11 protein-coding genes are annotated in these 12,246 nt (G+C 67.7%); 7 read left to right on the forward strand and 4 right to left on the reverse strand.

Annotation, left to right across the window (positions count from 1 at the left end; all coding sequences use genetic code 11):
* The 5 genes from Q4I23_RS24375 to lipA form a co-directional block, all read left to right on the forward strand.
* Window positions 1–336, forward strand: a 336-nt coding sequence (locus tag Q4I23_RS24375; RefSeq protein WP_498527926.1) for a thiamine pyrophosphate-dependent enzyme, incomplete at its 5' end; no start/stop codon positions are given.
* A 41-nt stretch (window positions 337–377) separates the two neighbouring features.
* Window positions 378–1,409: an alpha-ketoacid dehydrogenase subunit beta gene (locus Q4I23_RS24380; RefSeq protein WP_119506555.1), complete on the forward strand. Its 1,032-nt coding sequence runs from the start codon at window positions 378–380 to the stop codon at window positions 1,407–1,409.
* Window positions 1,410–1,427: 18 nt separating this feature from the next.
* Window positions 1,428–2,561: an acetoin dehydrogenase dihydrolipoyllysine-residue acetyltransferase subunit gene (locus tag Q4I23_RS24385; RefSeq protein WP_498527927.1), complete on the forward strand. Its 1,134-nt coding sequence runs from the start codon at window positions 1,428–1,430 to the stop codon at window positions 2,559–2,561.
* 58 nt (window positions 2,562–2,619) lie between these two features.
* Window positions 2,620–3,405, forward strand: coding sequence for an SDR family NAD(P)-dependent oxidoreductase (locus Q4I23_RS24390; protein ID WP_498527928.1), 786 nt, complete (start codon window positions 2,620–2,622; stop codon window positions 3,403–3,405).
* Between the two features lie 181 nt (window positions 3,406–3,586).
* Complete coding sequence (lipA, locus tag Q4I23_RS24395) at window positions 3,587–4,504, forward strand: lipoyl synthase (protein ID WP_454018948.1); 918 nt, start codon at window positions 3,587–3,589, stop codon at window positions 4,502–4,504.
* 176 nt (window positions 4,505–4,680) lie between these two features.
* Here the strand turns inward: lipA and Q4I23_RS24400 are convergent, their stop codons facing one another.
* Both Q4I23_RS24400 and Q4I23_RS24405 read right to left on the reverse strand, forming a co-directional pair.
* Entirely contained in the window at window positions 4,681–5,442 is a 762-nt protein-coding gene (locus Q4I23_RS24400; RefSeq protein WP_498527929.1) for an SDR family oxidoreductase, read from the reverse strand.
* A gap of 73 nt (window positions 5,443–5,515) precedes the next feature.
* Window positions 5,516–6,718 carry an MFS transporter gene (locus Q4I23_RS24405; protein ID WP_498527930.1) on the reverse strand — a complete coding sequence of 401 codons (1,203 nt, stop codon included), beginning with the start codon at window positions 6,716–6,718 and terminating at the stop codon, window positions 5,516–5,518.
* 135 nt (window positions 6,719–6,853) lie between these two features.
* Between Q4I23_RS24405 and Q4I23_RS24410 the strand changes: the two genes are divergently transcribed.
* A complete protein-coding gene (locus Q4I23_RS24410; protein WP_498527931.1) occupies window positions 6,854–7,750 on the forward strand; it encodes a LysR substrate-binding domain-containing protein in 897 nt (298 codons plus the stop codon).
* 60 nt (window positions 7,751–7,810) lie between these two features.
* Here the strand turns inward: Q4I23_RS24410 and mutL are convergent, their stop codons facing one another.
* Window positions 7,811–9,712 carry a DNA mismatch repair endonuclease MutL gene (gene mutL / locus Q4I23_RS24415; protein ID WP_498527932.1) on the reverse strand — a complete coding sequence of 634 codons (1,902 nt, stop codon included), beginning with the start codon at window positions 9,710–9,712 and terminating at the stop codon, window positions 7,811–7,813.
* 76 nt (window positions 9,713–9,788) lie between these two features.
* A complete protein-coding gene (locus Q4I23_RS24420) occupies window positions 9,789–10,631 on the reverse strand; it encodes a hypothetical protein (RefSeq protein ID WP_498527933.1) in 843 nt (280 codons plus the stop codon).
* Window positions 10,632–10,965: 334 nt separating this feature from the next.
* On the opposite strand from Q4I23_RS24420, the gene Q4I23_RS24425 reads away from it, so the two are divergent.
* Window positions 10,966–12,171, forward strand: coding sequence for a hypothetical protein (locus tag Q4I23_RS24425; protein WP_498527934.1), 1,206 nt, complete (start codon window positions 10,966–10,968; stop codon window positions 12,169–12,171).
* Window positions 12,172–12,246: the final 75 nt, after the last annotated feature.

The raw sequence follows: 12,246 nt of genomic DNA on the forward strand, positions 1-12,246 counted from the left end.
GCGGTGCACGAGGCGGCCGGCGAAATCATCAGGCGCGCCCGCGAAGGCGGCGGCCCGGCGCTGCTGGAATGCAACATGGTCCGCTTCTACGGCCATTTCGAAGGCGACGCCCAGACCTACCGCGCCAAGGGCGAGGTGGAGAGCCTGCGCGCCAACCGCGACTGCATCAAGCTGCTCTCCCAGCGCCTGACCGAAACCGGCACCGTCGCCCCCGCCGAGCTGGAGGCCATCGACCGCGAGGTGAACGCGCTGATCGAGGACGCCGTGCGCTGCGCCAAGGCGGCCCCGCTGCCCGTCGCCGCCGACCTGCTGAAAGACGTCTACGTCGCCTACTGAGCGGCCCACGCCAAAAAACGGCATTCACCGGAGGAAACACCATGTCCCGCAAAATCAGTATGAAGACGGCGATCAACGAGGCGTTGGACCTCGAAATGCGCCGCGACCCGACCGTCATCCTCATGGGCGAGGACATCGTCGGCGGCACCGGCGCGCCCGGCGAGGACGACGCCTGGGGCGGCGTGCTGGGCGTCACCAAGGGCCTGTTCGCCAAGCACGGCGACCGCCTGCTGGACACGCCCCTGTCGGAATCCGCCTACATCGGTGCCGCCATCGGCGCCGCCGCCTGCGGCATGCGCCCGGTCGCGGAGCTGATGTTCATGGACTTCATGGGCGTCTGCTTCGACCAGATCTTCAACCAGGCGGCCAAGTTCCGCTACATGTTCGGGGGCAAGGCGGAGACGCCGGTGGTGATCCGCGGCATGGTCGGCGCGGGCTTCCGCGCGGCGGCCCAGCATTCGCAGATGCTCACCCCGCTGTTCACCCACATCCCGGGGTTGAAGGTCGTCTGCCCGTCGAACGCCTATGACGCCAAGGGCCTGCTGATCCAGTCGATCCGCGACAACGACCCGGTCATCTTCTGCGAGCACAAGAACCTCTACGGTCATGAGACCGAGGTGCCGGCGGAGTCCTACGCCATCCCCTTCGGCGAGGCGAACGTGCTCCGCGACGGCGATCACGTCACCATCGTCAGCTACGGCCTGACCGTCCACCGCGCCATGGAGGCCGCGGACGCGCTTGCCAAGGACAAGGTGGAAGCGGAGGTCATCGACCTGCGCACCCTGTCGCCCATCGACTGGGACACCATCATCGACAGCGTGGAGCGCACCGGCCGGCTGGTCGTGGTGGACGAGGCGCACCCGCGCTGCAACCTCGCCACCGACATTTCGGCCTTCGTGGCGCAGAACGCCTTCGGCGCGCTGAAGTCCGGCATCCAGATGGTGACGCCGCCGCACACGCCGGTGCCCTTCTCGCCCTCGCTGGAGGATCTCTACATCCCCAGCGCCGAGGCCGTCGCCGCCGCCGTCCGCCGCACGATGGCCCCCTCGCCCCGCAGCACCCTCGCCGCCTGATCCCGGAGCCACTTTTTCATGACCACTCTCAACGAGCGCATCAAGCCCATCGTCATGCCCAAGTGGGGCCTGTCCATGTCGGAGGGCAAGGTCACCGGCTGGCTGAAGCAGCCGGGAGCCACCGTCAACCTGGGCGACGACCTTCTGGAGGTCGAGACCGATAAGATCACCAACGTGGTCGAGGCCGGCGAGACCGGCGTGCTGCGCCGGGTGCTGGGCGAGCCCGGCACCGTCTACCCGGTGAAGGCGCTGATCGCCGTGCTGGCCGAACCCGACGTGCCGGACAGCGACATCGATGCCTTCATCGCCGGTTACGCCGTCCCCGCCGCCGACGGCGAGGAGGACGGGGCGGATGCCGGCCCGCGCTACGAGTTCGCCGAGACGGCGGCGGGCACCATCCGCTACGCCCGGCGCGGCGACGCGGCGACGACCGTGCTGCTGGTCCATGGCTTCGGCGGCGATCTCGACAACTGGCTGTTCACCATCGACGCCCTGGCGGAGGGCGCCACGGTCTACGCGCTGGATCTGCCGGGGCACGGCCAGTCCGCCAAGACGCTGCCCGATCCGACGCTGTCCGGCCTGTCGAAGGCGGTGCGGGACTTCATGGACGCGGTGGGCATCAAGGCCGCGCATCTGGTCGGTCATTCCATGGGCGGTGCGGTGTCCATGCGCACGGCGCTCGACGCGCCGGAGCGGGTGGCGTCGCTGTCGCTGATCTGCTCGGCCGGCCTGGGGCGGGAGATCAACCAGGGCTACATCACGGGCTTCATCGACGCGACCTCGCGCCGCGACCTGAAGCCGGTGCTGGAGACCCTGTTCGCCGACGCCGGCCTCGTCAACCGCCAGATGACCGACGACCTGCTGAAGTACAAGCGGCTGGACGGCGTGGACGGTGCGCTTCGGGCCATTGCGTCCTCGATGTTCGGGAACGGGGAACAGACGACCATTCTCGGTGAGGCGGTCGAGGCCGCGAAGGTGCCGACGCTGGTCGTGTGGGGCGCGGAGGATCGCGTCATCCCCGCCGCCCACGCCACCGCGCTACGCTCCGCCGCGCGGGTCGAGGTGGTCCCGAACGCCGGTCACATGGTGCAGATGGAGGCGGCCGGGAAGGTCAACGCCCTCCTCAAGGACCACGTCACGAAAAACGCCTGACCCTTCCACCCGTCCGGCCGGCTTGCGGCTCTCTCAAACCGGCCCCTGGAGACGCACCATGCCCAACCTCAAGGACAAGAGCATCATCGTCACCGGTGCCGGCCGCGGGATCGGCGCCACCATAGCCCGCGCGCTCGTGGCCGACGGCGCGCGGCTGATCATTGCCGATCGTACGGAGGAGGATGCGCGGACGGTGGCGGAGTCCATCCGCGCGGAGGGTGGCGACGCCGTCGCGGTCACGGTGGACGTCCGCGACCGCGCCGCCGTCCGCCACATGATCGACACGGCCGTCGCCTCCTTCGGGCGCCTCGACGTCATCTTCAACAACGCGGGCGTCGCCCAGACCAAGCCCTTTCTCGACATCACGGAGGAGGACTGGCGTTTCGTCACCGACGTCAACGCGCTGGGTGTGCTGATCGGCATGCAGGAGGCGATCAAGACCTTCCGCGCGCAAGGCGGGGGTGGAAAGATCATCAACACCGCCTCCATCGCCGGCAAGCAAGGGTACGAACCGCTCGCCCATTACTCGGCCAGCAAGTTCGCGGTGGTTGCCTTGACCCAGGCGGCGGCGCGCGCCTTCGGCAAGGAGAAGATCACCGCCAACGCGATCTGCCCCGGCGTCGTCGCGACGGAGATGTGGAAGATCATCGACAAGGGATTCCGCGACACTGGCCTGACGACGGCCGAGGACGAGGCGTTCAACCATTTCGCGGCCGGGGCCGTGCTGGGCCGTCCTTCGACGGCGGAGGATCTGGTGGGGGTGGCCCGCTTCCTCGCCTCGTCCGATTCCGACTTCATGACCGGCCAATCCCTGCTGGTCGACGGCGGAATGGTCTTCATCTGACCGCAACCCGGCGATTTCGAGCCGACGCACACCGTTCAACGGCAAAATTGGCAACGACACAATTGGAGGAAACGAACATGATCGTCTCGCGCGGGTTCGAAGAACTGGTCCACAACAAGGACCGGAACGTGGAGATCATCGTGCAGCCGGCGGCCCCGGCCGTCGCGGCGGAGTAACGGCCATGCCCGCGTCACCCACTGCGCTTGTTCATCAGGCCGAGAAACCGGCTTGGCTTCGGGCCCGCGCGCCGTCGACCGGTGCCAATGAGGACACCCGCGCCCTCGTCCGCCGACATGCCCTGCACACGGTCTGCGAGGAGGCCGCCTGTCCCAACATCGGCGAATGCTGGAGCAAGCGGCACGCGACGGTGATGATCCTGGGCAGCGTATGCACGCGGGCCTGCGCCTTCTGCAACGTGGCGACCGGACGGCCCGACGCGCTCGATCCGCAAGAACCGGACCGGCTGGCCGAGGCGGTTCTGGAACTCGGCCTGCGCCATGTGGTCATCACCTCGGTGGACCGCGACGACCTGCCGGACGGCGGTGCCCGGCAGTTCGTGCGTTGCATTGAACGGGTCCGCGCCGTCTCGCCCGCAACGACGATCGAGATCCTGACTCCCGACTTCCGCAACAAGACGGGAGCCATCGAGACCGTCGCCGATGCCCGGCCGGACGTCTTCAACCACAACCTGGAAACCGTGCCGCGCCTGTACGCGACGGTGCGGCCGGGGGCGCGCTACTATCACTCGTTGCGCCTTCTCGATCAGGCCAAGAACCGGCACCCGGAGATCTTCACCAAATCCGGCATCATGCTGGGCCTTGGCGAGGAGCGCGCCGAGGTGCTTCAGGTCATGGACGATCTGCGGGTGGCGGGCGTCGATTTCCTGACCATCGGCCAGTATCTGCGGCCCACGCCGCGCCACCACCCGGTGGTGCGCTACGCCCCGCCGGGGGAGTTCGCCGAATACGAACGAGCAGCACGGGCCAAGGGTTTCCGGTTGGTTTCGGCAAGCCCGCTGACCCGCTCCTCCTACCACGCCGAACAGGACTTCGCGGCTTTGGTGCGAAGCGCAGGGCAGCCGTTTCCAACAGGGCGGTGATGACCACGGGATCGCTGCGCAGGGTATCGCCGTCGTCGGCATCGGCGTACCCGGCAGCGATCAGAAGGGCGCGGGTCCTCTATGCAGCGGGCCAGACGCTCGCACAGGCCGAGGCGCTGATATGATCTGTGTTGGTACGGTTCGTCGAGGGCAGGGCCCAACGCCGACCCCGTTGCTCACTTGCCGCCGGTGACATCGAGGAACGTGCCGGTGATGAAGGAGGCCTCGGCGCTCGCCAGCCATAGGATCGCCCGCGCGACCTCCTCGGGCTGACCGCCTCGTCCCATGGGGATCGAGTCCTTGACTCGATCCACCCGTCCCGGCTCTCCACCGCTCGCATGCATGTCCGTGTAGATATGCCCGGGGCGGATGCAGTTGACGCGGATGCCGTCCCGCGCGACCTCCTTGGCGAAGCCGATCGTGAAGGTTTCAAGGGCCCCCTTCGAGGCGGCGTAGTCGACATATTCATTCGGACTGCCGAGCCGGGCCGATGTCGATGAGATGTTGATCACCACGCCGCCCCGCCCGTTGTGGCGATACGACATGCGCTTCGCTGCCTGCTGCGCGCAGAGGATCGGGCCGATCGCGTTGACCGCGAAGATGCGCTGCATCCGCTCGAAGTCGAGATCCTCGGTCCGGGACTGCCGCGCAAGCACCGCGGCGTTGTTGACCAGGACGTCGATCCGGCCGAACTCCCGGTCGATCGCGGCGAACAACTGGGTGACCTGCGCCGGGTCCGCGCTGTCGGCGCGCACGGGCAAAGCCCGGCGCCCCAGAGCTTCCACATCCGCCGCCACCGCACGGGCCGCGGACTCGTTGGCGACGAAGCTGATTGCGACATCGTAGCCCTGGGCGGCGGCAAGCCGTGCGGTCGCCGCGCCCATGCCACGCCCGCCACCCGTTATCAAAATCAGCGGCGCCTGAGGGATGGTGTTCATTGGAAGAGCCTTCATGCGGTGGCGGGAAGCAACGGAATGCCGGCGGCTCATTGCCGGCCTTGGCCAATCCACCTCAACTCCGGTGCCGGGAGACGCCGGCCTGCCCGTACGGTCCCGCGGTGGAGTTGCTCAGATGGGGCCTCAGCGTCAGGACAAGCGGAACGATCAGGGCGGCGGTCGCCGCCGAGGCCAGCACACCAATCGTCTGGGTGCTGTGATCGGCAATCGCGCCGTAGAGGATCGGTGCAACGCCTCCGGAACCGATCACACTCGTGTAAAAAACCGCGAAAGCCCGGCCCGTATCGCCGTCGGAAAGCTCCGGCACGGTGCCGTAGAGCACCGAAGAGGTGCCGTTGAGCACGATGCCGAGCAGCGGCAGCAGGATGAGCGTTGGCGTCAACGGCGTGAACAGCGTCGCCGTGATCAGCAAGGCCGTTGCGGCTTCGGTCAGCATGACGCTGCCGACGACCCCCAGCCGCTCCCCGAGCCGGCTGCACGTCGCCTTTCCGAACGCACCGCCGATGAACAGCAGGGCGAGCGCGATTCCGACTGTCGCCGAGTCTCCACCCTGTCCATGGATGAGGAAGGGCAGAAACAGCAGATAGCCCATGCGGGTCGCCGTATCGAGTGCGCCGATCACCGTCAGAATGCCGAAGCCGCCGCGGCCCTGGCCGGAAGCCGCCCCCGTCTTGGCGGTCCTGGTGAGGGGGACCGCCGGCACCAGCGGCACCAGGACGACCGACAGGGCGATTCCAAGCACCGCCATCAGCCCCAGCACCGGCTGCCAGCCGAGAGTCGGCAGAAGCACCGCGACGAGTGCCGGCAGCGCGGCTTTTCCAAGATCGCCCGAAAAGTTGTAGATGCCGAGCGGGTGTCGCGATGCCGTGCCGTAACTCACGGTGACGAGCATGGACCCACATGGGTGCTGGATGCTCGATCCGACGCCGGCCACCACGAGGCCGATGCAAAGACCCGCAAAGCCGAACGGCGACGCCATGATCAGCAAGCCCGTCAATGCGAGGACGGTCGACAGGATCAACGCCGCTCGCGGCGACAAGCTGCGGAGCACTCGGTCGGCCGGGATTTGCAGGCCTCCCATCGTCCCGGAATAGAGCGCGCGGACGACGGCAAGCGCTGCATAGGAAAGGCCGAACTGCGCCTGCCATACCGGCAGGAAAACATAGAGAGCGTCGGTGTACCCGTCGTGCAGCGCGTGGGCGAGGCATGCCCCCGCCAGGCTTCTCTTTTGTTGATTACTGCAATGTCTCGATTTCATCGTTGATGGATTTCTCGCAAATGCAACGGGCATTGCTCGGCTGGGCTCATCTCAACAGCATGGTATACGTGTGAGATTTCATCGACTAGTATGCTTTGCATCACGAATAACGTTCGTTTTTCTCACGGATCGCACGTGCGCCGCCTTCCCCCCTTGAATGCCTTGCGCATTTTCGAGGTTGCGGCTCGGACCGGCAGCTATGCCGACGCCGGGGCCGAACTCGGCCTCACCCATGGCGCGGTAAGCCGCCAGATCGCTGCGCTCGAAAGCTGGCTCGGGCAGAGGCTCTTCATGAAGGACGGACGCCGCATGGTCGCGACGCCGATGGCGAGAATTTTCGCTGCCGAGGTCGGTCTTTCCTTCGATCGTCTGGCCGTCGCGGCGGAAGCGTGTGGCCGGCCCGACGCGCGCCGTATCTTGCGTGTCAGCGCCCCGACCAGCTTCGCGATGCGCTGGCTGATCCCGCGCCTCAACCGGTACCACGCCGATCATCCGCAGGTCGAAGTCGCGGTTACCACGGTTTCGACCGTGCTTGAGGAATTGCGCGGTGGGGTCGACGTGGCGATCCGGCGCGGCGTTGCCCGGGACGACGTGTGGCCTCACCATCGCGTCGTCCCGGTGCTGGATGATGTGGATACGCTGATCATGAGCCCGGCGCTGTTCGCGCGACGGCCGATCCTGAAGCCCGCCGACATCGAGGGACATACGCTGCTTGCAAGCGAAACCCGCGCCGGCGATTGGACGAACTGGCTGGAGGCGGCAGGGCTCGAACACCTTGCCGGGCATCCCCGCCAGATATTTGATCACTTTTTCGTGACCCGTCAGGCGGTGGAAGATGGGCTTGGCATTGGGATCGGCCCGTTGCCAATGCTCGGGATCGACGTTGCCAACGGAAGGCTGATGACGCCGCTGCCGGAGATCCGGGTGCCGAGGACGGGGTATGTCGCGCTTATTCCACGTCAGGCCGCTGCCGGAAAGCTGGTTGCCGGCTTCGTCGACTGGCTTGCCGGAGAAGCGCGGGGATCACGATGACGAACCGGGCTGAACCCCGGTCCTCTCGGCCATGGTGGGCGCAGGTGGTGTCCGACAAATCTAGCGGCGCCCGAACAGCCGCTCAATGTCGGACAGCTTCAGCTCCACATAGGTCGGGCGGCCGTGGTTGCATTGGCCGCTGTGGGGGGTGGCCTCCATCTGGCGGAGCAGGGCGTTCATCTCCTCGACGCTGAGCGACCGTCCGGCGCGGACGGAGCCGTGACAGGCCATGGTGCCGCACACATGCTCCAGCCGTTCCTTCAACGACAGCGCATCGCCCAACTCCGCCAACTCTTCGGCGAGGTCGCGGACGAGGCCCTTCACGTCGCTCTGGCCCAGCAGCGCGGGCACTTCGCGCACCAGGACGCAGCCGGGGCCGAAACCCTCAACCGCCAGGCCCAGCTCGGCCAGTTCCGCGGCGCGGCCCAGCAGACGGTTGGCGGACGGTTCGTCCAACTCCACCAGTTCCGGGATCAGAAGGGCCTGCCGCTTAACGCCGCCCTCCAACAGGGCGGTTTTCATCCTTTCATAGACCAGCCGCTCATGGGCGGCGTGCTGGTCGACGATGACGATGCCCTCGCTTGTCTGGGCGACGATGTAGGTGTTGTGGACCTGGGCGCGGGCCGCGCCCAGCGGGTGGCTGTCCAGCGGCGGAGCAGCGGCGGCGGCCTGGGCCGAGTAGTCCGGTGGGCGCGCGGCGGGCGCGGCCTGCCAGCCGGCGAGGCGGCCCTGCAAGGGAGGGAGCGGCGCCTGATGGGGCGCCTGGAAGGCGGTCGCCCGGTCGGCCAGCCCGCGCGGAACGACGGAGCCGTAGCTGCCGCCCCAGGACTGCGCCGGCTGGTGCCCCGGGCTGCGGTAGGGCAGGGGGGAGGGCGATGGAATGGCTCCGTCCGCGTCCATCTCGCTGCTCTCCGGGCGCAGCGCACCCAGAGTCGCCAGCCCCACGGTGGTCGAGGCGCGATGCCCGGCCTCGGCCAGCGCGTGTTTGAGCGCGCCGACGATCAACCCGCGCACCAGACCCTGGTCGCGGAAGCGCACCTCCGCCTTGGCGGGGTGGACGTTCACGTCCACCTCCTGCGGGTCGAGGTCGAGGAACAGCGCCAGCATGGGGTGGCGGTCGCGCGGCAGGAAATCGGCGTAGGCCGCCCGCACCGCGCCGACCATCAGCTTGTCCCGCACCGGGCGGCCGTTGACGAACAGGTGCTGGTGGCGGGCGGTGGGGCGGTGCAGGGTGGGCAGGCCGATCCAGCCGGCGAGCGTCACCCCCTCGCGGGCCGCCTGCACCGGCACGGCGTTGTCCTGGAAATCGCGGCCCATCAGGGCGCCCAGCCGGGTCAGCCGGGCGTCGAGCAGGTCGCCCTGCGCCGCCGACAGGCGCAGCGTCGAGCGGTTGTCGCCGTCCAGCGTGAAGGCCACGCCGGGATGGGCCATCGCCAGCCGTTCGATGCAGTCGCCGATGTGGTCGAACTCGGTCCGGGCGGCCTTCAGGAACTTCAGGCGGGCGGGCACGGCGGCGAACAGGTCGCGCACCTCGACGCGGGTGCCCTGGGCCAGTGCGGCGGGCTGCGGCGCGCCCTTCAGGCCGGCGTCCACGGTCAGCGCCCAGGCGCTGTCGGCGCCGCGCGGGCGGCTGGTCAGGGTCAGGCGGCTGACCGCACCGATGGAGGGCAGCGCCTCCCCGCGGAAGCCCAAGGAGCGGATGTCGAGCAGGTCGTCGGACGGCAGCTTGGAGGTGGCGTGCCGCTCCACGGCCAGCGCCAGATCGTCCGGTCCCATGCCGCAGCCGTCGTCGGTGATGGTGATGAGCGACTTGCCGCCATCACGCACCACCACGTCGATGCGGGTGGCCCCGGCGTCGATGGCGTTCTCCACCAGTTCCTTGACGGCGGCGGCGGGCCGCTCGATCACCTCGCCGGCGGCGATGCGGTTGACGAGCGTGTCGGGCAACATGCGGATCGGCATCCGCCAAATATAGTAGGCTCACGCCAGGAATGCCACCATGAGCGGGGGCGTGCGCGGCGAACCGGCGCGGCGGGCCTCAGGCCCCGGCGAACAGCCCTTTCAACCCTTTCAGCAGGTTCGTGGCCATGTCGGTGGCGACGTCGTCCATGCCGACCGAGCGGACGGAGGCGAGGACCTGGGCGTTCGATTCCCCATCTCGGTCGGTCACCGCCCACAGGCTGGCACCCTGGTCCGGCCGGGTGTCGGTGAGGCGTCCCAGCCTTCCCTCCTTGATGGCGCCGAGCAGCGGGCCGCTGTGGTCGCTCCCGTCCTTCAGCGCGATCATGCGCAGCGGATCGTCCGTCTTGGCGGACCGGCCGGCGAGGCCGAGCCGGTCGAAGACGACCTGCATCTCCTTGCCGCTGTTGGGGATGCCGACGCCGATCACGCCGGACTCGGCGTCGGCGTCCTCCGCGAACGGGTCCTTCACCCTGGCGGCGCGCAGCGCGTTCGGCATCTCGGGTTTGCGGAGGCCGTTCTTCGCCGCCAGCTTGTCCAGCAGGCCATGCGCAGCGCCACCCAGGAAAATGGGCTGGTCCTCGGGCAGGTTGAGCGTCTGGCGCAGCATGCCCATCGCCTCTCGCATGTAGTCGGCCTGCTTGAGGTCGTAGTCGCGGCGGGCGAGCATGGTTTCCATGCGCGCCGCCACCGGGTCCTTCGCCGCCGCCTCGTCGGCCTTTGGCACCGTGAAGGAGATGACCCCGGCCTTCATGGCCCGGACCGCGTCGGGAGACAGGCTGACCATATCCACCGCGCCGTTGCGGCCGATCGTTGGCGCGGCGGTTCCCGACGTGGCAGCATCGGGTCCTTTTGCCGGAGCCGGCTTGGCGTTGGCGCCGAAAGCGGCGGGCGTGCTGCTGGTGACGTCGGTGATGGACATGCGCGCTTCCCCCGCTTTTCGATGGTGCGGCCTTCGGGATGCATCCCGAGGTGGTGAGCGATGATGCCGGGGGCGGGGTCGGTTGTCCATGCGGCGGAAGCGTCCGGTCGGATGGCGCGTGTCGGCGCCCGCTTCTTTTCTTGGGGCAATAAACTGAAGAACGAATCGTCGTTGCGGTCCGTGAAAATATAATCCATCAAGCATTCTTGGTCTCATTCTCCTTTTTTCTAGGAAATTACAATAATACAAATGCGTGCGTATTGATGAGATGTTTGAATGTTCATTTGATCTGAGGAAATGTGCTGCTCCATCCAATTTCTTGTAGGAGCAGCACATGTCCGATACCCCCATCACCTACGCCGCGCCAGTCGATATTCCGGTGGTCCGCCAGCCCTTCAACCTGCCGGGCTACAGCAACTCCCTCAACGTCACCATCGGCACGCCGAGTGGCCTGCTGCACGAGGTGCAGGTCGACACCGGTTCGACCGGCATCGTCATCCCCGCAACTTTGCTGATGGTCGACGGCGACACGTCGAAGGGGCTGGCCGCGGGCGTTGTGTCGCTCGGGCCGGCGCAGATCACCTATCACCCGTCGGGCAACACGCTGGCCGGCTGCCTCTATCTCGTGCCCAGCCTAGCGCTCGGCGCGTCGCTGGACGAGTCGAAGCAGGTCGTTTCGGTCTGCGAGGCCGGGCCGCTGGTGGTCTTCGGCGCGCAATACGCCGGCAACACCGGCACGCCCGGCGTCCAGAGTCCGGTCGATCCGGGCATGGGCATGATAGGCGTCGGCTTCGGCCGCCCGGCGCTGGGCTACACCGCGAACGCCAGTCAATCCGATCAGGTGGTCTATACGCTGAGCAACCCGTTCCTCTCGGCGTCGGCGAACGGCCAGCCGCTCTACCCGTCCTATCTGCTGTCCTCGGCGGGGAGCGGGGCGAGCGGCTGCATAGCGCTGGGCGTCACGACCGCCCAGTTCACGGCCGCCCCCTTCAACGGGCAGACCGTCGCGCTGACCTCGGCCAAGCCGCCGGTCACGCCGAACGTCACCAACGACTGCAACTGCGCCCCGGCATCGGGAACCTCCTGGCCGGCGGCGCCGGCCCAGCCCTATTGGCTGACCGCTCCGGCGACCATCACCGTCAGCACGATCAACGACGCGCTGCCGCTGAGCGCCACGCTGCTGCTCGACAGGGGGGTCACCGGCGCGATGATGAGCGTTCCGCAGGTGAAGAACTGGGTGGCCAATCTCGGCGGAGCGGAAATCACCATCGCCGTGCCGAACGGGTCCAGCCCCGACGCGGAGCCTGTGATGACCTACAGCTTCTCCATGTCCAGCGCGGCCCCGGTCAAGGACATCTTCGCCATAAACACCGCGCTGTCCACCGCGGCGGCCCCGGCGTCGCTGGAACCGGTCGTGCCGGACGCCGACATCGCCTTCGTCAACACGGGCATCAACCTGCTGCTGGCCTACAATTACTTCTTCGACGCGCAACTGGGCCAGCTCGGCTTCGCCACCGCCGCGCCGGTCACGCTGCCGTAAGCGGCGGCCGTTCTTGCGTATGGACCTGTCTCTTATACACATCTCCGAGCCCACGAGACTATAACAGCTATCTCG

It is taken from the genome of Azospirillum sp. UFLA03-27, assembly GCF_059803775.1.

Bases quoted from the DNA above. Each gene is read 5' to 3' on its own strand.
- Q4I23_RS24420 (WP_498527933.1), bottom strand. From the start codon at position 10,631: ATGTCCATCACCGACGTCACCAGCAGCACGCCCGCCGCTTTCGGCGCC.
- Q4I23_RS24425 (WP_498527934.1), top strand. From the start codon at position 10,966: ATGTCCGATACCCCCATCACCTACGCCGCGCCAGTCGATATTCCGGTG.
- Q4I23_RS24380 (WP_119506555.1), top strand. From the start codon at position 378: ATGTCCCGCAAAATCAGTATGAAGACGGCGATCAACGAGGCGTTGGAC.
- mutL (WP_498527932.1), bottom strand. From the start codon at position 9,712: ATGCCGATCCGCATGTTGCCCGACACGCTCGTCAACCGCATCGCCGCC.
- Q4I23_RS24385 (WP_498527927.1), top strand. From the start codon at position 1,428: ATGACCACTCTCAACGAGCGCATCAAGCCCATCGTCATGCCCAAGTGG.
- lipA (WP_454018948.1), top strand. From the start codon at position 3,587: ATGCCCGCGTCACCCACTGCGCTTGTTCATCAGGCCGAGAAACCGGCT.
- Q4I23_RS24390 (WP_498527928.1), top strand. From the start codon at position 2,620: ATGCCCAACCTCAAGGACAAGAGCATCATCGTCACCGGTGCCGGCCGC.
- Q4I23_RS24400 (WP_498527929.1), bottom strand. From the start codon at position 5,442: ATGAACACCATCCCTCAGGCGCCGCTGATTTTGATAACGGGTGGCGGG.
- Q4I23_RS24405 (WP_498527930.1), bottom strand. From the start codon at position 6,718: ATGAAATCGAGACATTGCAGTAATCAACAAAAGAGAAGCCTGGCGGGG.